Below are 19,490 nucleotides of genomic sequence, written 5' to 3'. Positions count from 1 at the left end.
TAATACAGGAGAGAGTGATATTTACCGAAAATATGTGATGAAAGTCAATAATTTAAAAATATTACAAATAATAAACATAATTAAACAATCTGTACAACCGATCACTCCAACACAATTATTGTTTTTTTAAAAAAAAGTGATATTCATCAATTTTTTTATGTATATTCCGCCAAACCAAACACAGATCAACTATTTTTTTGTATAGAAACTGAAATTGCTCTGTTAGTGAAGTTGGTTTTTATTTAGCTCATGACCATTAATAGGGCCGATCATGAAAAAATTTATTTTTTGTTTATCTTTAGTTTCTTCAAGCATTATGACAACTGAAACAGTTTTAGCAGCCAATGCAACTGGCACTTTAACTGTTAAAGCAACAATAACAGCAAGCTGTGCTGTAAATACCAATGCCACAGGTACAACAACTAATGCTGTATTAGACTTTGGTACTCAAAACAGTTTTGCTGCAAATGTTGATGCAAATACCTCTAGTACCGATGGAACCAAAATTGGCGTTCTTTGCAACAATGGCACTTCATGGACACTTACTGCTGATGGCGGCAAAAATGCTGCAGCATCACAGCGAAATATGATTGGTGGAACTGCTGGTACTGAATTGATTCCTTATAATCTATATTCTGATTCTAAATATGCAACTGCGATAAATGTCGGCGGCACTGTTCAGGCTGGTAGTGGTACTGGTGCATTACAATCCTATGATATCTACGGTCGTATCCCGGCTGGTACCCAGTTACCAAGCGTTGGTACTTACCTTGATACTGTGCAGTTAACAGTAACTTACTAAAAATTAGTATAAACTTACTTGCTAGCTCATGACTATGAGCTAGCTCATCCAGCATTAGGTACATGATATGAAAACCAATATTTTATTCACCTTAATAAGTGCTTTTGTTTTTACAATACAAACTAATGCTGCCTCTATTCGCCTATCCCCTGTTTCAATTGAAATGCTGGATAATCAAACTGCAACATCAATCAATTTATATAACCAATCTAGTGATAGTACCGATTTACAAATCCGTGTTTTCGAATGGCTTCAAGAAGATGGAAAAGATCTACTAAAACCAACTGATGATATTGTTATCAGCCCGCCTTTTGTGAAATTAGCACCAACAAACTCATATAATTTACGTGTAGTCCGGATTCAGCCCAATACTATTTCAGGTGAAAAAACCTATCGCATCATCGTCGATGAATTACCTAAACCAGTTGATTCACGAAAAGCATCTCAGGGTTTAAATGTACTTTTGCGATCTTCGTTACCTGTTTTTATTGTAAATAAAGATGCTATTACAAGCATCACCGGAAGCATTCAAATTGATCAAAATATTCCCTATGTTGTAATCAATAACACAGGTTCTCGTCATGCACTATTGAATGAATTAATAGTCAATGATGAGACAGCACATACTTCTTTTCCGATCAAAGTAAATACAGTAAATGGTTATATTCTCTCTGGTAAGTCAAAAAGTTATAGCATTTTAAATAATTTTAACTATCAATCCGGGCATAAATATACAATTTCAGCCACAGTAAATGGCAAAGCGATGAAATTCTAACATCGTTATGAAAGCAATTTTTCGAATTTTCTATATATTTACTATCCCTGCTCATATGACTTTCGCAAAGCCATTAACCGATAGTACCAATTTCACTGTTCCAGATATTCCATCTGTGAATACAAATTCTGATTTGATTTTGAACAAAACTGACAAATATACGCAACTATTTTTAAATGTCGTGATCAATAATAATAATATAGGTAGTGATCTACTTTCTGTAAAACAGGATAGCGAGTCGCAACTGTATATTTTAGCAAAAGATCTACGTTCAATCAGGATCAAACTTCCAGATAGTACACCAGATGATAGTTTAATCTGTCTGAAAGATCTGACTGGGATTAGTTACAATTACGATCAGAATCAACAAATACTAAAGCTTGACGTCGCTTTATCACAGCTTGATAGCTATGTTGTCAATTTGAATGGTCAAGATATCACTAATGATAAGCTTTTAAAATCAAGGCCATTAAACGCTGCGATCTTAAATTATAATTTATATAATACGCTTACAGAAAATCAGAACTCATTTTCTGCAAGTGCCGATGCAATTTTTAATAGCCAAATCGGTACGTTTTCATCTGGCTTTCTATATAACAATGACCATAAAACCAGCTATAAACATGACAGCTTAGTTAGACTCCAGTCAAAATGGCAATATATTGATCCCATCAAGATTCGTCTATATACCATCGGTGATTTTATTTCTAACAGCCCAGACTGGGGGAATAGTGTATATTTGGCAGGTATTCAATGGTCTAGTGCCTATACGCAACGAGCAGATATCATCACTTCTGCTCTACCACAGTTTTCAGGCTCAGCGGCATTACCATCAAGTCTGGATTTATTTGTAAACCAACAAAAAATCTATTCTGGTCTAATCCCCTCAGGACCATTTGATCTAAAACAGCTCCCCTATATATCAGGGAATCAAGTCACGCTGGTAACAACGGATGCCACGGGCCAACAAACAATCACCAAAAAAGCTTATTATTTTTCACCCAAAGTTTTGGCAAAAGGTATCAATGAATTCTCTGTTGATCTAGGTGTACCCCGCTATAATTATGGTACATTTTCCAATGATTATGACCATAATGTTTTGTTCGGTTCAGGCGTTATTCGCTATGGTTATAGCCAGACACTTACGCTAAGTGGAGCTCTTGAAGCAACCACTGATGGTTTAAATAATGCAGGTGCAGGTTTCGCCAAAAATATCTTTGGTATAGCTGTCGTTAATGCTGACTTTGCAGCAAGCAAATATAAAAACAGTACAGGCTATTCGACTCTTATTGGATTTGAAGGTCGTATCAGCAAAGATATTTCATTTAACAGCAGTTACCAACATAGATTTGATAATTATTATGACTTAGCACGTGTTTCAGATATTCGTTATCAAAAACAATATCATGTGGATCAGTTAAATAGCGATGAATTATTAAGTTATAGTGCCTTTGCAAATGAAATCATCCGTGCTGGCTTAAGTTATAATATCCTCTCTGGCTATGGATTATTTGTGGGTTATAACCAATTAAGATATCAAGATAATACCAATACACTTTTATCTAGCAACTTCAATGCAAGTATTTCTAAAAATTGGAGCTTGTACGCATCAGCTTATAAAGACTTTGATCAAAATCATAATTATGGTGTTTACGTTGCATTACGCTATACACCATCTACAAAATTTAATGCTACTTCAAGCATTTCAAATGACAGTGGAAACATCAGCTATCGTCAAGAAGTTAATGGCTTAACAACTGACCATATTGGAGCTCTGGGTTGGGGGGCATCCACTGAACATATCGAAAATGGACAAAACAACAGTTCGGCCTATATCACTTATCGTTCACGACCTGCATATTTAACTGCAAGATATAGCCAATATGCTGATATTAATCAAACTGCAATTTCAGCATCAGGTTCACTTGTTGCCGCAGCTGGTCGGGTGTTTGCAGCAAATGAAATCGGTGATGGTTACGCCATTATCACCAATGCAGGACCTAAAAGCCAAATTTTAAATGGCGGTGTAAATTTGGGTTCAACAGATCGCAAAGGCCGCTTTCTGATCTCAAATCTTATTCCATATCAGGTACATCATTTATTTGTTGACCCAACGTATTTACCATTAAATTGGGATGTGAATTCTACTGAAAAAATTACTGTCACAGGTTTCAGACAAGGTACTTTGGTTGATTTTGGAGCACGCCAGGTAGTATCTGGATTGGTAAAAATTGTAGATCAAAATCAAAAGCCAATAGCAACCGGGTATGAGGTTAATGTGAATCAACAACAAATGGCGATTGTTGGTTATGATGGTGAAGTATATGTTCAAAATTTATCTAAAATGAATACTTTAAAAATAGACTTATTGGATAAAGGCACATGTACCGTTCATTTTGATTATCAACCAGATATAGTAACAACAAAAAAATTGGGACCATTCATATGTCAGTAAATATCTATTTTCCCAATATTTTTAAAGCAATTGCTGGTAATAATCTAGCAATACGCTGGATAGCATTATTATTGATATTCACAATTTTCATGGTCGCAAATAAAGCACATGCCGCTTGTACTATTTCAGGTACAACAAGTTCTAGCTATAACTATACTGCAACAACCATTAATAGTGATGCAACTATCAATTATACTGGAACTATCACTTGTACAGATAACTCCAACAATATTGGCACATCTAAATATATGTGTATGAAAGCAGTTTTTACTGGAACTACAACTGCAAATAATAGTATAAGTATGCCTTATACTGTAACGGGTACGATTAGCGGCGCCGGGAATACAACCAACCTTACTTCAAATACATGGTATGGTCCTAGCACAACAGTAACAAATACAAACAAATCAATTAATTATTCAATTAGCATTAAAGTCCCTGCCCGAACGGGTACTCTTTTCGCTTATCCCAAAGGGACTTATGTAGGCAATGTGCAACTCTATTGGGATATGCAGGCAAACTCATCTTCTGTTTGTGAAGGTAACAGTGGTGGTGGCTGGGATTCAGGAAATGCAACTTTAACTGCGAACTATATCGTTCCGTCCTTATGCCAGCTCAATTCAACATCAAATGTTGATTTTGGCAATATTGCAGATATTGGTATCACCAAAAAAGATTATTTAGCCCAAGGTGCCATTTCAACTACTTGTAATGTTTCTATGCCTTATTCTATTTATTTAGGTGATGGCAATAATCGTGTTTCAGGTGGTTTTCGCAGGATGGCCAATACTAATAGCGAATATATCCCTTATCAACTCTATAAAGACAGTAGTTACTCAACGGTATGGGAAAATACTGGAAGTAGCTCTGTTGGAGGTGCAGGAGGAGTTAATCTTACTGGAACAGGTAATGCGCAGAACACTTCTGTCTATGGGAAAATTCCTAAAGGAACAAATATTGCATCCAGATCTGGAAATTATACTGATTCAGTTGTTGTTACGGTCACTTATTAGTAAAAAACAAAAGACACTTTTATAAGTGTCTTTTGTTTAAAGTTTAATCACTAATCCAAATAAATCTCTTTAATTTGTTTGGCTAAAGCATCTATTGCTATTTTATTAAAACGAGTATATTGACCTGTTGATTTATCATATTTCAATTGATCACCTTTAGGGTCCCACTCTCCATCATAAACAAGACCTTTATATAAAATGGCAGGATCCGTTTCATAATCCAGATCACCATTCTGAGTTTTATGGTAATAAACGCTTACTTCCTCCGATACCCTTTCTTCAACCCAGTCCCCTGTATGATTAGGATATGCATCATCAGACCATTCTTTCAAGGTCTTAAAATTAGTTGCCGTTAAATCTTTAAAATAGAAAATATTATCATGTATTATATTTCTCGTAGGAACATAAACAATTGAGCCTTGAGGAAAGACCACTTGACTATCTCTAAATTTTTTATAATTTTTACCTTCATCATTTGATGTACTAGTTAAAAATATCTCTAACAGATTCGTTATATATTTATAACCATAATACTTAATATTAGCATCAGGCTCTAATACACTAGAAATTAATTTTCCTGATAAATCGACCTTCTCATAATATATTTCAGAAGATTTTAAATTAAAATTACATTGATCATTAGAGTCATTTAGATTAATTGAAAGGTCCGAAATATTTGAAACATATGAAACAGGCCAGCCTAAATTAGTGCTAGAAAAATCATTATGAGTAAATATCCCCTGACCTGTTACATCATATTGCCAAAATTTTTTATAAAATATTTCGGGACCAATATCTATATTATTTAATTGAGTTAATTTTTCATATAAAATGCCATTCGTTAAACTATTTTCGTATAGATTTAAAAAAATCTTTGTTTGTGTACCTGTATCATCATATTTCACTGGATAAATAGCATCTAAATAATATAAAGGCTCTACATATAAACCTATATTCGTTAATCCAGATGTTTTACTTGGGATTCCCTTGTTACATGTTATACTTACTTCAGTAGGGTTATTTGATATTGGACTAGAGCTATTCCCTCCTCCCCCACAAGCTACCAGAGCAAAACTCAAAGATATCATGAAAAGAGAACTTTTAAATTTTGGCATTTCAACCCCATAAAATATTATAAATTATTAAATATTTAATAACTCTATTTCGAAGAATAGAATCATTCGAAATAAAAAACATTATTAAGAATTTTGAATAACAATAAAATATAACAATTACTTTCAACAATTTAAATGAAAATTCACGAATCTTAATTTATCATTTTCCCAAAAAACTAATTCATTTTTATCAAATTGCCAATGCTAAGCATACTACCCCTGCTATACCAAATAATAAGCCTAATCCTGTAGCCAATTTAATTTTTTCCTTAAAAATAAATAGCCCAGCCAAGACTCCAAAGATAACAACCAGAATATTCATTCCCGCAAAAACAATAGCAGGAGAATCTTTTAACAGCATATGTGCCTTGATATAAAAAGCGATATTGGCAAAATTTAAAATACCTAGTGCAATACCTGTAAATAAGCTTTTAAAATTCCAGGTTGTTTTTAGAATGAATAGATACACGATTGATAATAGGAAAGAAAAAATAAATATCAAATTCAATGTGACTGAAAACTGCATGCCCAGACTAGTCGTATATTTCAATAATACATCTACTAGTGCATATCCCCCCCAAACACTAAGTAGATATAGAATACCTTTTATTGATGTCGCTTTACCCGATGTACGTGCATGTGAAAAAAGTATAAAAATAACAGCAGCAATCCCTAAGCCAATGCCTGCCATTTTTATCTGGTTAAAATGCTCTTTAAATAAAAAATATGCAGCTAACAGGGATAACACGACAGATAAGCGCTGGGCAATTTCAGTTTTCAATATCCCTGCAGTTTGAAGTGATTTGCTCAAACATAAAAAAATAGCTGGTAAAATCACCCCCAGTACAATAACCAACCACCAAGGTGTATGAGCAATAGAAATATGAGCTAAATCAGGTTTAAACCACCAAAAGCATAAAATACTAGCAACAGCATAATTCCATGCAATCATTTGCAATATATCAAAACCTTTTGATTTACAAGTTTTTAAAAGGATTGAAACAACCACGCTACAAAATGCGGAAGCAAATATCAGTTCCATCTCTTACTCTATTTTTATACAAAGAATGATAAGAAAAAGCCCACAAGATGTGGGCTTTTGAGTATAAACAATCCTAAAATTATTTATAACGGTCAACCATTTTTTCTAAAGAAATCGGGCGAATTTTATCTGCATTACCAGCCGTACCAAATGCTGTATAACGATCTACACAGATTTGTTTCATTGCTTCAATAGATACAGCAAAATATTTACGTGGATCAAATTCGCTTGGTTTTTCTGCCAGGAAGCGGCGAATTGAGCCTGTTGATGCTAAACGTAAGTCAGTATCAATATTAATCTTACGTACACCATGTTTGATCGCTTCAACTAACTGTTCGACAGGTACACCGTAAGTTTCTTTGATGTCACCACCAAACTCATTGATGACTGCCAACCACTCTTGAGGAACAGAACTTGAACCATGCATAACAAGGTGAGTATTTGGTAATGCCGCATGAATTTCTTTAATGCGGTCGATTGCCAAAATATCTCCTGTAGGTGGACGAGTAAATTTGTACGCACCATGAGAAGTACCAACCGCAATTGCTAAGGCATCTACGTTGGTATCAGCTACGAATTGGCGTGCTTCTTCAACCGAAGTTAAAAGCTGTGAATGATCAAGTACGCCTTCTGCGCCAACACCATCTTCTTCACCAGCCATACCAGTTTCAAGGCTACCTAGGCAACCGATTTCACCTTCAACAGACACACCACATGCATGTGCCATTTGAACAGTACGACGGGTGACATCAACATTATATTCATAAGATGTTGGTGTTTTGCCATCACTACCTAATGATCCATCCATCATCACAGAGCTAAAGCCCAATTGAATAGAACGTTGGCATACATCTGGGCTTGTACCATGGTCTTGGTGCATCACAACAGGAATATGTGGCCATTCTTCAACAGCAGCTAAAATAAGATGACGTAAAAAAGGAGCACCTGCATATTTACGAGCACCTGCGGATGCTTGCACGATAACAGGTGAATTGGTTTCATCTGCGGCTAACATGATTGCGCGCATTTGTTCTAAATTGTTTACGTTAAACGCTGGTACGCCATAGCTATGTTCGCCGGCGTGATCCAAGAGCTGGCGCAATGAGATAAGTGCCATAATATCCTCCCAGGTAATGCGCCATATTCTAACCTGTGATTTATTTCAATTCAGCAACAATTACGACAATTTCAAAAAAAATCCCTGCTTTGGCAGGGACTTTTAACAAATATCAACATTTAGTCTGATTATTTGGCTACTACTTCATCTGCATCGTTAGCAGGAGTAGCGGCATCAGCTGGTTTTTCAGATATCTCTGTTGGAACATCTTTATTCTTTTCATCCAAAACTGGTTTATCCAGAGCATCAATTGCTTTTTGTTGTTCCGGAGTCACTTGATTAGAATCATTAGCAGGTGCTTCTGAAGCTGAAGTCTGTTCTGATGCTGGCGCTTTTTCTTGTTTTGAACAAGCTGATAAAGTTAATGAGGCTACAAGCGCTGCTGCAAGTGTAAGTTTTAAATTCATCACATTTCCCAAAATCGGTGATTTAATAGTCATAATTTTATTGCAGATATATTACATTTTGATGACTTAATCATGAAAAAGGCTGACATAGAGGTCAGCCTTTTCTTTATTTCGTCATAATTTAAACAATAAATTATGCCCTCTCAAGTAATACAGCAACAGCGGGTAAAGTTTTACCCTCTACAAACTCAAGGAATGCACCACCGCCTGTAGAAATATAACCGATTTTATCTGCAACATTATATTTATCAATCGCTGCCAAGGTATCACCTCCACCAGCGATAGAAAAACCTTGAGATTCAGCAATTGCAAGTGAAAGTGTTTTTGTACCCTCACCAAATTGGTCAACTTCAAATACACCTACAGGACCATTCCAAAGAATGGTTTTAGACGTTTTTAAAATTTCTGCAAATGCTTTAGCTGTTTCTGGACCAACATCTAAAATCATGTCATTGTCTGCAACATCTGCAACATTTTTAGTTACAGCTGTTGCCTTAGCCAATGATCCCAAGAAGTCATCAAAATTAATTTCAGATGCATCAGCGACAACAACATCTGTTGGTAATGGAACTGACACTTTTTCTGCAATAGCTTTTGCCGTATCAACTAAATCGGCTTCATAGAGCGATTTACCAACATTATACCCCGCTGCTGCGAGGAAAGTGTTCGCAATACCACCGCCAACAATCAATTGGTCACAAATATCAGAAAGTGAATTCAAGACATCTAATTTGGTTGAAACTTTAGAACCAGCAACAATTGCTACCATTGGTTTTTCAGGAGTTTTTAGCGCACGCCCCAAAGCATCCAGCTCTGCTGCAAGAAGTGGACCTGCGGCTGCAATTTTTGCCAGACGTGCAACACCTTCAGTTGATGCTTCAGCACGATGTGCAGTACCAAATGCATCCATCACAAAAACGTCACAAAGTGCTGCATACTTTTGTGCAAGTTCAGGATTATTTTTCTTTTCACCCACGTTAAATCGGCAGTTTTCAAGTAAAACAACTTGACCAGGTTCAACATCCACACCATCCAAATAATCAGTCAAAAGTTTAACTTCTTGACCCAAAGCTTGAGTTAAATAAGCTGCAACAGGAGCTAATGATTGTTCTGCTTTCGGTTCACCTTCAACTGGACGACCTAAATGAGAATAAACCATTACCGCTGCACCTTTTTCCAGGGCTGCTTTAATTGTCGGTAATGCTGCACGTAAACGTGCATCGCTGGTAATCTCACCATTTTTAACAGGAACGTTTAAATCTTCACGAATAAGGACACGCTTACCTGATAAATCTAGGTCAGTCATACGCTGAAAATTCATGTCTTGCTCTCTTTATAGATATAAAATTTCGCGTAGATTCTAAATGATTATGCTAAAAAAGGTTAGCTACTTTTGTAGAAAAGCTGTAGAAATATTGAGATTTGATTATCATATATATCGACTTTGGAAATTTAATCACTTATGAGCATACATCCTGATCCCAATATCAACCGCTTAAATGTACTGGGTGAGCCTTTGTCCAGTTGCTGCTTTGATCCGATTACTGGATATTTCCGTAACGGCTTTTGTCATACTGCAACTACAGATTTAGGACAACATACGGCTTGTGCACAAATGACATCTGAATTTTTAAATTTTTCTCAAAAAACGGGAAATGATCTGATTACACCTTTGCCTGAAGTTGGGTTTCCAGGTTTAAAACCAGGTGACTTCTGGTGTATTTGTGTGACACGTTGGGTAGAAGCTTACGAAGCTGGTGTCGCTCCACCGCTTAAGGCTCAAGCTTGTCATCAGGCAATGCTTTCTTATGTTCCGATTGATGTGATTATGGAATATGCAGTTTAATGTCAAATCCTGAAATTATTCTAGCTTCGAGTAGTCAGACGCGTAAAGAATTGATGAATCGCTTGAAGCTAAATTATCGCTGTATCTCCCCAGATATTGATGAGTCTCCTCTCGGAGAACAGCATGCGGATGATTTAGCAAAACGCTTGGCTTTTGAAAAAGCTAGATTCATTGCCAAACAGCATCCAAATGCAATTGTTATTGGATCAGATCAGGTTGCCTGGCGAGAAGGATCACCACAAGAATTTATCGGTAAACCATTAACTCCCGAAAAAGCAGTCCAGCAGCTTCAAGCTAACTCGGGAAAAAATGTATATTTCAGTACGGCTTTGAGTGTGCAGCAATATTCAACAGGTTTTGAACAGACTCTAGTTGAACATTATCATGTAAAGTTTAGAAATCTTTCTATAGATGAAATTCAACGTTATATTGAAATAGACCAGCCACTACAATGTGCTGGCAGTTTTAAATGTGAAAGTTTGGGAATCAGTTTATTTGAACAAATGGTTGGTCAGGATCAAACCACACTTATGGGGATGCCAATGATCCAGTTATGTAATATATTACGTCAACTTAAACTTCTCCTTCCTTAATTTTCTAAATAGTTTATTTATCATTTACCTGAGATATGATTTGGGGCATATCCAAAATGATAGATTAAAGCAATTTATATATTTACTTAGGCTATTTTTATGTCACAAAATCTTGATGTTCTGGGTGGAATCACTGCAGAACAATTCCTCTTAGAATACTGGCAAAAGAAACCTCTTTTGGTTCGTAATGCCCTACCAGAAATTATCAATATTTTAGAACCTGATGATGTAAAAGAACTGGCATTAGAAGAAAATGTTAGTGCGCGTTTGATTAAACAAAAAGATAAAGATCCAAATCAATGGTCAGTAAAATCATCTCCGCTCATTAAAGGTGATTTCCAAAAAATGCCTAAACTCTGGACTTTACTGGTACAGGCAGTAGATCATTATTCCTTCGATTTGGCTGAACTCTGGAAAAAATTTCCATTTATTCCTCAATGGCGTCGTGATGACATCATGGTTTCATATGCTCCCAAAGGTGGTTCTGTTGGAAAACATTTTGATTTTTATGATGTTTTTCTAGTACAAGGTTATGGACACCGTCGTTGGCAACTAGGACAAATGTGTGATGCTGATACTGCTTTTGTACCTAACCAGCCATTGAAACTTTTACCAGAAATGGATGTTCATTTTGATGAAGTAATGAATCCTGGTGATTTGTTATATGTTCCGCCTGGCTTATCACACTACGGTGTCGCAGAAGATGATTGCCTGACTTTCTCATTTGGTTTTCGCATGCCAAATGTAGCAACCATGATGGATCGCGTGAGTGATAAATTTGCAGACAATGTCCTTTTAAAGAATCCTTTGGTTGATATTATCAGGGATAAAACCTCTCAGATCGGTGAGGTTACGCAAGCTGAACTTAGCTATCTAAAAACAGCAATTCTGAATCAATTACAAAGTTCGAATGAACTTGATGATGCAATCATGTGTCTAATGTCAGAACCTAAATATCCAGATAATATCCCTGAACCTGATGAGCTAGAAGCTCAAGATTTAATTGAAATATTAAATGATGGCTATGAGATCTTACTAGAACCAGCCTCACGTTTGCTCTATACAGAACAAGATAGTGAAATTCTGTTTTGGGCAAACGGCGAAGAACTCTGTATTTCTGAAGACTTTGTAGCCAAACTTCAAGATATCGCTGATGGTAAGACACTTGCTTTTGATCAGTCTTTCCATCATGACGATATTTTGGAAGATGTTGTTCAACTTCTCAATGAATCTATTTTAATGTTGTTACCACCTGAAGAAGCTTAGAAACGATATTGAACAAGTCTAAATTCCAGGCTTGTTCAATCCCTATATTTTTATTATAAATATCAAGTATTATAATGATCATTTTTAAATAATAATTCAGAACATTTCTCATATCTAACAAATCATCACTTGAGATTTGACTCTAAAATTGGCACTGTTATGGCTTGAATTCAATGGAATAATATTAACAATGGCAAGTCCTGCTCAATCAATACGTCACAAACTCTTGAATACCTTTTTCTCCCGTCATTCAGTTTGGTTTTTATGTATTTTTATTGCAATTTACCTGACTTGGATAATCTTCTTTCATGAAACCCATATTATTTATTATTTCTTTTCAGATACCTTTTTAAATGTAATCTGGCTGTTGAGCACTATACTGTCTTTGGTTGGTTTTTATGATGTCATCCAAAGCCATCATTCCATTTTGCGAAATTACCCTATAATTGGACATTTCCGTTTTATTTTTGAAGAAATCCGTCCTGAAATTCGCCAGTATTTTATTGAAGCAGATGAAGATGCGCTACCATTTTCACGCGCTCAACGCAGTCTGGTTTATCAGCGTGCAAAAAATGAAAATGCAGACAAACCTTTTGGTTCAATCATCAATGTTTACCAAGAAGATTACCGTTTTCTGACACATTCTATGTCTCCATGCAAGCCTGCTGATCCAATATCATTTCGGATTCGAATCGGTAATGAGCAATGTAGCCAACCTTATAGCGCCGCAATTATGAATATTTCAGCGATGAGTTTTGGGAGTCTGAGTGCTAATGCAATTCGCGCACTCAATAAAGGTGCTGCAATGGGTAATTTTTACCATGATACTGGTGAAGGTAGTCTAAGCCCCTATCATCTGGAAAATGGTGGAGACATTGTTTGGGAAATTGCCAGTGGCTATTTTGGCTGTCGAACTTTAGACGGGCAATTTGATCCTGAAAAATTTAAAAAACAGGCAGCACTTCCTCAAATTAAAATGATCGAAATTAAACTTTCACAAGGCGCCAAACCTGGACACGGTGGTATATTGCCTAAAGACAAGATTACAGATGAAATTGCTCAAATTCGTGGTGTAAGTAAAGATGAGGATTGTATTTCACCGGCAAAACACTCTGCATTTTCAACACCAATCGAGCTGATGCAGTTCATTAAACAATTACGTGAACTTTCCAATGGAAAACCTGTTGGTTTTAAACTTTGCCTGGGACAACCATGGCAATTTATGGGTATTGTTAAAGCCATGCTGGAAACAAAAATCATTCCTGATTTTATCGTTGTTGATGGCTCCGAAGGTGGAACTGGTGCAGCTCCAGTAGAACTCATGAATCATATGGGAACACCACTGCGAGAAGGTCTGCTTTTTGTACATAATACTCTGGTTGGTGCAGGTTTAAGAGATCAAATTAAAATAGGTGCTAGCGGTAAAATTATTACTGCGTTTGATATTGCAAGTACAATGGCAATAGGTGCTGACTGGATTAACTGTGCTCGTGGTTTTATGTTTGCTGTCGGCTGTATCCAAGCCCAAAGTTGCCATACCAATCAATGCCCTGTAGGGGTCGCCACACAAGATCCTCAGCGACAAAAAGCCATTGATGTTCCTAGCAAAGCTGATCGGGTTTTTAACTTTCAGAAAAATACTCTTAAAGCCTTATCTGAACTAATCGCATCTGCTGGGTTATCTCATCCTGCGGAAATTAAACCACATCATTTAGCTCAACGTATAAATGACCGCGAGATAAAAAACTATGCTCAATTACACTTTTTCTTAAAGAAAAATGAATTATTGAATTGCTTAGAAAAAGATGATGAAAACTTTTATTATCGTATGTGGAATCTGGCAACAGCAGAAAAATTTTAAATATCAGATAGGTATTAGGCTAACTCTAGCTTAATACCTTTTCAAAAAGTGTTTAAATCATATTTGACCAAAACTATCATCCAGCTCTAATAATAATCCCCTGCAGATTGGGCATGTAGAAAAGCAGGAATCAACCCTGTTAAAGCAGCACGAATATCAGCTCTTTCATTGATAAGTTGATGAGAACCTTCTTCCAGCATGAGCAAGGTTTGCAGCCTGAATTTTTTACGTATAAATTCAATATTATAACGCCAATCCACAGTTTGATCCTGAGCACCCTGTGCTAACCACACAGGAATCCGGCAAGCTGGTCGATCCTCCATTTCCTGCATCCATTTGGACATTGCCAAAATCCAGTCCATTCCCATCATTCTAGGTTGTAACGGGTCTTTTAATCGGACAAAACGCAAAAACTCAGGGTTATGATTATTTCTTCTAAAATGTCTTGGCACTTCTCGTTTTATTCTGCGAATAATGCCGAGCCCTATAGAGTTATGCCACCATGCAGACTTGGCAGGACGGATAAGTGGTGATAATAACAATACTCTTTCCACAATCGGATTTTTACGCTGCTCTGCATATTCGAGCAAATGGTGCATCCAGATTGCTCCACCTGTACTTTGTCCAATACCTAACCAAGGCTTAGGCAACTGATCTGCATTTTTTACATAGTGATATACTGCATGTAAAACTTGCTGGTAATGGTCAAAATTCTGGATATTTGCAGGTGAACCGTTACTTAGACCATGCCCGGGTAGATCATAAGTAATAACACTAAATCCCTGATCCAAAATTTCACGAATAATAGGCTGGTAAATTCCACTATGTTCTAAATAACCATGCAATAAAAATACAGTACCTTGTATATGTTGGGTTTTAGGTTTAAAAATCTGAGTATGCAATTTAAACAATGGCATTTCTATGTAGCCTTGCCAATGTTCTGCATCTAATTGATCTAGACCGTATAAACGCTGATATGCCTGTATTTCTTTTGAGGCAACAAAAGGTCTATTTAAATTTAAAGGTTCAAGTAAATTTGGTGTCTCATCTCGATTTGGTATAGGTAAATCTAGTTGTTTTAGTATTGTCGGGTTTAAAAATGGAATATCTGGCATTAGGGTACCTCTCGACAACCGCTAGACCCAAAAAGTACGTCTCGAATCGTTGCAAGTAATTCATAATTTGCACGGCGGCTATGATCATAATTTTTTTCACTCGGCTGCCATGCTGTCAATTGTGTTGGCATTGGGGCTTCAACAGGAATCGTTTCAATTCCATTAAGAGCAAACAGTCTTCGTGTTCTTGGCATATGATAGCGATCAGTAATCAATAACACTGTCGGAGCTCCACCCTGTTTTTGTAATAAAAGAGAGCTGAATCTTGTATTTTCACAAGTATTCATACTTCTATTTTCTAGTAATTTAGCATCTACACCACGTTTTGCCAGCCAAGCCTGCATATAAGGTGACTCTACCCCACTCAATACAATAGGTAAATGTGTTTTACTTTCAACTTGTAAAGTTTTTTCAAGCCTAAGATTTGTATATTTATTTACAATGATATCTTTCTGGTTTTTATCTAAGGTTAAACCTCCACCTAAAACCACTATGGCATAAGGTTGATCTGCATCTTTAGTTTTTTCTGTATTTTGATCATGAATATATGCAATATCCTGATAAATCTGGTTATCTATAGGCTCTTCTTTCTCTTTTTCAATTTTATGGGTTTTTAAATAATGAATATATTGCTTCATTTGCTCCTTGTTATCATCACTATTTAATTCAAGCAGTTCCCGAACAGTTATTGCTGAATCTGGTGCTGAAATTTCTTGCTGATCATCCGGATTTTCTGGAGATAATAACGGTACGGAAGGCTTTTTCTCATCCTTGTCATCCTCTTTTTGTTCTTCAAGAATTTTCTTTTGCAAATCTCGATAACGTGCATGCAATAATGTGAGGTCTTGTGAATTTTCTGTTTTTATTGCCTCTTCCATAACATTCAGATATGCCTGACGTGCAATCCATAGATCAGAACCAGGTTCATAGTTTTCAACTTCTGTAAGTGCTGCTTTTTCCTGACTTTTAGCAGCCACTTTATCCACTTTAACAGGAACAAAAGTATTTAATGTTTTGACAATCAAATTTGAATAAAAAGGTGTATACAGAAAAACAATGAAACAGCCGAAAAGTACGAATAGTATGGCAACCATCCGAACTAAACGAACCATCCAGTGCTGTTTCATAAATCGTTATCTCGTATGTGATTGAATTTGTCCAACTGTATTAAATAATACTGGTTCTGGCTCTAAATTCACGTTAAATTTCTTAAAGACATCAGCTTGTACTGCACGATATGTAGCTTTTACATCTGTTAATGCAGCCTGACCGTAATTTACTAAAACCAATGCCTGTTTATGAAACATGCCTACTGAACCCAGTTTTTTCCCTTTCCAGCCTGATTGCTCAATCAACCAACCTGCGGCAATTTTAACCTGACCATTCGCCTGAGGATAATGCGGCATATTTTCATGTAATTTTCTCAGACTTTCAAACTCAGATTCAGAAATTACAGGATTTTTAAAAAAACTACCAACATTGGCATATTCTTTGGGATCAGGTAGCTTGCTTTGACGGATCATTATTACCTGTTTCTGCAAGTTTTCAGCAGTCAGGTCATTGCCTACTGCCGCTTTTAAATCACCATAATGGATTTTTAAATCTGCATTTTTTAATAATCTGAAAGTAACATGGCTTATGACATAACGGTCTGGCTGTTCTTTAAATATACTGTGTCGATACGAAAACCGGCAATCCTTCGCCAAAATAGATTTAAACTGCCGATCAATGCGATCATATACCTGCACTGATTCGATAAAGTCACCCGCCTCTACACCATAAGCACCGATATTCTGCACGGGTGATGCACCTACAAACCCAGGAATTAAAGCCAGATTTTGCAGACCATACATATGATTTTCTGTCGTATATAACACAAAATCATGCCATTTCTGACCAGCTCCAACTTTAAGTGTTATCGTTGTCTCATCTTCAGCAGTTTGTTGTATGCCTTGGATATCCATATGCATAACCAGAGCTTCTATAGATTCAGGTAACAAAACATTACTGCCACCAGAGAGAACCAACACATTCAGATGATGTTTTTCAGCAAAGCTAATCGCATCAACAATATCCTGATCAGATTTTATTTTTTTGTAGTAAGAGGCAATTGAATTTAGATTTAGCGTGTTAAATGGTTGGAGTTGAACCTGATTTAAAATTTCCATTAAAGTAACCTTATCTACGTCCAAGTTGCTGTTTTAATTGTAATGCCCATGCAAGACTGCTGGATTCACACTGGTCAAGGACACGTTCAAATCCAGAGTTCCCGCCATAATACGGATCAGGCAATGCCTGTTTTGGATAATCCTGATCATGTTCACTCATTAGATAAACCTGAGCTTTTACCTGTATATCACCATAGGTTTTCAATGCCACATGATGCAAGGCATGAATATCACTTAAATTTTCATGATCCATCGCTAAAATAAGGTCAAACTCAATAAAATCTTGAAGTTTTATTTGACGTGCACGCAACATGGATAAATCATAACCTCGTTGCCTAGCATGCTTTTGACTACGGGCATCTGGTGCCGCATTCGGGTGATAATTACTTGTACCTGCCGAATCTACTGTGACATTGAGTTGATGCTCATCACAAAAATGCTGCAAAATCACTTCAGCCGTGGGTGAACGGCAAATATTACCTAAGCAGACACATAACACCTTGTATGGCGTTTGGGATGACATAAGTACCTCAAAAACAGATTTCTTTTATGGTCTCTTATGTTAAGTTATTTAAACACTGAATCCTATAGAACAGTAAAACAATAATGTTTAATTTATGATGAAAGATCAAGGATAAACCATATGAGTCAATTTCAATTCCAAACCGTCTCCAATATTATTTCTGGTCTTGGCTCTATACAGGAATTAAATCACATTTTAAGAGATGGGGCTTATACTAAAACACTCATTGTGACTGATGCTGGTATGCTGAAAAATAATCTTCATTTACCAATTCTCGAAATCCTTGACACGCTCAAGCTACCTTACGTGATTTACTCTGATGTACAAGCTGATCCTGCAGAAAATATTGTATTAGACGCCATCAAATTTGCAAAGGATGAAAAAGTTGATGTGATAATCGGTTTTGGTGGTGGCAGTTCTATGGATGTTGCCAAAGTGATTGCTATCTTAGCTGATCCCGAACAGCAACAAAGTCTTCAGGATATTTATGGTGTGAATAATGCTAAAGCACCCCGTCTTCCTTTAATTCTCATTCCGACTACGGCTGGAACAGGATCAGAAGTTACCCCGATTTCGATTGTTACCACAGGTGAAACCACAAAAACAGGAATCGTGTCACCTGTACTATACGCTGATATAGCAATTCTGGATGCGACATTTACTCAAAGCTTGCCAGCGCATATCACTGCTGCAACGGGCATTGATGCCATGGTACATGCCATCGAAGCCTATACATCAAAAAATAAAAAAAACTTCTATGCCGATATGCTTGCCAAGCAAGCACTCAAATTACTCAACAAGAACCTAAAACTGGTTCTGGATGATGGTTCGGATTTGAACGCCCGACAAAATATGCTGGTCGGCTCAATGCTTGCTGGTCAGGCATTTGCAAACGCTCCAGTCGGAGCTGTTCATGCTCTCGCCTATCCTTTAGGCGGACATTTCCATTTATCACATGGTCATACAAATGCACTGGTTTTAGTTGAGGTTATGAAGTTTAATGCACCAAATGCAAAACATTTATATGCTGAATTGATGCAATGGTTAGATCCATTCAGCAAAGGTAGCATTGATGGTTTATGTGATTTATTTATTGATCACATGCAACGACATCTTGACCAAAGTGGTCTGATTCTGAAACTGCAAGAATTAAATGTTCCCGAGAACAAACTTGAAGTCCTTGCTCAAGATGCCATGCTTCAAACCAGATTATTACAAAATAATCCTCGTGAAATGCATACTGATGATGCCTTAAATATTTATAAATCGATCTATTCTTAACCTTATCAATAGATTAGCTCAAAAATAATGGCGTTCAAGAAACAAGCTATTGAAAATTATTTTTTGTAATTTTTGATAGCTGCCCATTATTATTAACCCACTGTAAATAAA

Annotated in this window: 18 protein-coding genes; 9 read left to right on the top strand and 9 right to left on the bottom strand. The window is 36.4% G+C overall.

Features of this window, described 5'->3' with window-relative positions; all coding sequences use genetic code 11:
- The first annotated feature begins 271 nt into the window (after positions 1-271).
- The 4 genes from KPC_RS02445 to KPC_RS02430 all read left to right on the top strand — a co-directional run bounded on the left by KPC_RS02445 (position 272) and on the right by KPC_RS02430 (position 5,045).
- Entirely contained in the window at positions 272-802 is a 531-nt protein-coding gene (locus KPC_RS02445; protein WP_121972846.1) for a Csu type fimbrial protein, read from the top strand.
- A gap of 67 nt (positions 803-869) precedes the next feature.
- Positions 870-1,577: a fimbrial biogenesis chaperone gene (locus KPC_RS02440; protein WP_121972845.1), complete on the top strand. Its 708-nt coding sequence runs from the start codon at positions 870-872 to the stop codon at positions 1,575-1,577.
- A gap of 7 nt (positions 1,578-1,584) precedes the next feature.
- Entirely contained in the window at positions 1,585-4,032 is a 2,448-nt protein-coding gene (locus KPC_RS02435; protein WP_121972844.1) for a fimbria/pilus outer membrane usher protein, read from the top strand.
- Positions 4,023-5,045 (top strand): Csu type fimbrial protein, encoded by a 1,023-nt coding sequence (locus KPC_RS02430; protein WP_121972843.1) that lies wholly within the window; start codon positions 4,023-4,025, stop codon positions 5,043-5,045. Before KPC_RS02435 ends, KPC_RS02430 begins: the two co-directional genes overlap by 10 nt.
- A gap of 50 nt (positions 5,046-5,095) precedes the next feature.
- Here KPC_RS02430 and KPC_RS02425 read toward each other — a convergent pair whose 3' ends face one another.
- The 5 genes from KPC_RS02425 to KPC_RS02405 form a co-directional block, all read right to left on the bottom strand.
- A complete protein-coding gene (locus tag KPC_RS02425; protein WP_121972842.1) occupies positions 5,096-6,160 on the bottom strand; it encodes a hypothetical protein in 1,065 nt (354 codons plus the stop codon).
- Positions 6,161-6,350: 190 nt separating this feature from the next.
- The gene (locus KPC_RS02420; protein ID WP_121972841.1) at positions 6,351-7,202 is read right to left on the bottom strand and encodes a DMT family transporter; all 852 of its coding nucleotides are present in this window, start codon (positions 7,200-7,202) and stop codon (positions 6,351-6,353) included.
- Between the two features lie 79 nt (positions 7,203-7,281).
- Positions 7,282-8,319 carry a class II fructose-bisphosphate aldolase gene (gene fba / locus KPC_RS02415; RefSeq protein ID WP_121972840.1) on the bottom strand — a complete coding sequence of 346 codons (1,038 nt, stop codon included), beginning with the start codon at positions 8,317-8,319 and terminating at the stop codon, positions 7,282-7,284.
- A 128-nt stretch (positions 8,320-8,447) separates the two neighbouring features.
- A complete protein-coding gene (locus KPC_RS02410) occupies positions 8,448-8,726 on the bottom strand; it encodes a hypothetical protein (RefSeq protein ID WP_121972847.1) in 279 nt (92 codons plus the stop codon).
- A gap of 133 nt (positions 8,727-8,859) precedes the next feature.
- Complete coding sequence (locus KPC_RS02405) at positions 8,860-10,047, bottom strand: phosphoglycerate kinase (RefSeq protein ID WP_121972839.1); 1,188 nt, start codon at positions 10,045-10,047, stop codon at positions 8,860-8,862.
- 141 nt (positions 10,048-10,188) lie between these two features.
- Between KPC_RS02405 and KPC_RS02400 the strand changes: the two genes are divergently transcribed.
- The 4 genes from KPC_RS02400 to KPC_RS02385 all read left to right on the top strand — a co-directional run bounded on the left by KPC_RS02400 (position 10,189) and on the right by KPC_RS02385 (position 14,292).
- Positions 10,189-10,572: a DUF2237 family protein gene (locus tag KPC_RS02400; protein WP_121972838.1), complete on the top strand. Its 384-nt coding sequence runs from the start codon at positions 10,189-10,191 to the stop codon at positions 10,570-10,572.
- A complete protein-coding gene (locus tag KPC_RS02395; RefSeq protein ID WP_121972837.1) occupies positions 10,572-11,165 on the top strand; it encodes a Maf family protein in 594 nt (197 codons plus the stop codon). The genes KPC_RS02400 and KPC_RS02395 overlap by 1 nt, the downstream gene beginning before the upstream one ends.
- Positions 11,166-11,264: 99 nt before the next feature.
- On the top strand, positions 11,265-12,431 hold the full coding sequence (locus KPC_RS02390; protein WP_121972836.1) for a ribosomal protein uL16 3-hydroxylase: 1,167 nt from the start codon (positions 11,265-11,267) through the stop codon (positions 12,429-12,431).
- Positions 12,432-12,621: 190 nt separating this feature from the next.
- Complete coding sequence (locus KPC_RS02385; RefSeq protein WP_121972835.1) at positions 12,622-14,292, top strand: FMN-binding glutamate synthase family protein; 1,671 nt, start codon at positions 12,622-12,624, stop codon at positions 14,290-14,292.
- A gap of 86 nt (positions 14,293-14,378) precedes the next feature.
- On the opposite strand, the gene KPC_RS02380 is transcribed toward KPC_RS02385, so the two are convergent.
- From KPC_RS02380 to KPC_RS02365, 4 genes are read right to left on the bottom strand one after another with little or no spacing between them, the layout of a single operon-like run.
- The gene (locus KPC_RS02380) at positions 14,379-15,407 is read right to left on the bottom strand and encodes an alpha/beta hydrolase (RefSeq protein ID WP_121972834.1); all 1,029 of its coding nucleotides are present in this window, start codon (positions 15,405-15,407) and stop codon (positions 14,379-14,381) included.
- The gene (locus KPC_RS02375; protein WP_121972833.1) at positions 15,407-16,534 is read right to left on the bottom strand and encodes a YdcF family protein; all 1,128 of its coding nucleotides are present in this window, start codon (positions 16,532-16,534) and stop codon (positions 15,407-15,409) included. The genes KPC_RS02380 and KPC_RS02375 overlap by 1 nt, the downstream gene beginning before the upstream one ends.
- Before the next feature lie 6 nt (positions 16,535-16,540).
- Positions 16,541-17,575, bottom strand: a complete 1,035-nt coding sequence (gene murB / locus KPC_RS02370) for a UDP-N-acetylmuramate dehydrogenase (protein WP_121972832.1) — start codon at positions 17,573-17,575, stop codon at positions 16,541-16,543.
- A gap of 10 nt (positions 17,576-17,585) precedes the next feature.
- On the bottom strand, positions 17,586-18,098 hold the full coding sequence (locus tag KPC_RS02365) for a low molecular weight protein-tyrosine-phosphatase (protein WP_121972831.1): 513 nt from the start codon (positions 18,096-18,098) through the stop codon (positions 17,586-17,588).
- A gap of 120 nt (positions 18,099-18,218) precedes the next feature.
- Here KPC_RS02365 and KPC_RS02360 point away from each other — a divergent pair, with 120 nt between their 5' ends.
- Positions 18,219-19,379: an iron-containing alcohol dehydrogenase gene (locus tag KPC_RS02360; protein ID WP_121972830.1), complete on the top strand. Its 1,161-nt coding sequence runs from the start codon at positions 18,219-18,221 to the stop codon at positions 19,377-19,379.
- Positions 19,380-19,490 lie beyond the last annotated feature (111 nt).

This window comes from Acinetobacter stercoris (assembly GCF_900323515.1).
GTDB classification, from domain to species: Bacteria; Pseudomonadota; Gammaproteobacteria; order Pseudomonadales; family Moraxellaceae; genus Acinetobacter; species Acinetobacter stercoris.
The sequence above is the reverse complement of the archived record's forward strand: the minus strand, read 5'-3'. Positions and strand labels throughout refer to the sequence as shown.

Excerpts from the sequence above, each read along its gene's own strand:
- KPC_RS02440 (WP_121972845.1), top strand. The coding sequence starts at position 870 with ATGAAAACCAATATTTTATTCACCTTAATAAGTGCTTTTGTTTTTACA.
- KPC_RS02445 (WP_121972846.1), top strand. The coding sequence starts at position 272 with ATGAAAAAATTTATTTTTTGTTTATCTTTAGTTTCTTCAAGCATTATG.
- KPC_RS02365 (WP_121972831.1), bottom strand. The coding sequence starts at position 18,098 with ATGTCATCCCAAACGCCATACAAGGTGTTATGTGTCTGCTTAGGTAAT.
- murB (WP_121972832.1), bottom strand. The coding sequence starts at position 17,575 with ATGGAAATTTTAAATCAGGTTCAACTCCAACCATTTAACACGCTAAAT.
- KPC_RS02420 (WP_121972841.1), bottom strand. The coding sequence starts at position 7,202 with ATGGAACTGATATTTGCTTCCGCATTTTGTAGCGTGGTTGTTTCAATC.
- fba (WP_121972840.1), bottom strand. The coding sequence starts at position 8,319 with ATGGCACTTATCTCATTGCGCCAGCTCTTGGATCACGCCGGCGAACAT.
- KPC_RS02380 (WP_121972834.1), bottom strand. The coding sequence starts at position 15,407 with ATGCCAGATATTCCATTTTTAAACCCGACAATACTAAAACAACTAGAT.
- KPC_RS02390 (WP_121972836.1), top strand. The coding sequence starts at position 11,265 with ATGTCACAAAATCTTGATGTTCTGGGTGGAATCACTGCAGAACAATTC.
- KPC_RS02430 (WP_121972843.1), top strand. The coding sequence starts at position 4,023 with ATGTCAGTAAATATCTATTTTCCCAATATTTTTAAAGCAATTGCTGGT.
- KPC_RS02405 (WP_121972839.1), bottom strand. The coding sequence starts at position 10,047 with ATGAATTTTCAGCGTATGACTGACCTAGATTTATCAGGTAAGCGTGTC.
- KPC_RS02385 (WP_121972835.1), top strand. The coding sequence starts at position 12,622 with ATGGCAAGTCCTGCTCAATCAATACGTCACAAACTCTTGAATACCTTT.
- KPC_RS02375 (WP_121972833.1), bottom strand. The coding sequence starts at position 16,534 with ATGAAACAGCACTGGATGGTTCGTTTAGTTCGGATGGTTGCCATACTA.
- KPC_RS02360 (WP_121972830.1), top strand. The coding sequence starts at position 18,219 with ATGAGTCAATTTCAATTCCAAACCGTCTCCAATATTATTTCTGGTCTT.
- KPC_RS02410 (WP_121972847.1), bottom strand. The coding sequence starts at position 8,726 with ATGAATTTAAAACTTACACTTGCAGCAGCGCTTGTAGCCTCATTAACT.
- KPC_RS02400 (WP_121972838.1), top strand. The coding sequence starts at position 10,189 with ATGAGCATACATCCTGATCCCAATATCAACCGCTTAAATGTACTGGGT.
- KPC_RS02395 (WP_121972837.1), top strand. The coding sequence starts at position 10,572 with ATGTCAAATCCTGAAATTATTCTAGCTTCGAGTAGTCAGACGCGTAAA.
- KPC_RS02435 (WP_121972844.1), top strand. The coding sequence starts at position 1,585 with ATGAAAGCAATTTTTCGAATTTTCTATATATTTACTATCCCTGCTCAT.
- KPC_RS02425 (WP_121972842.1), bottom strand. The coding sequence starts at position 6,160 with ATGCCAAAATTTAAAAGTTCTCTTTTCATGATATCTTTGAGTTTTGCT.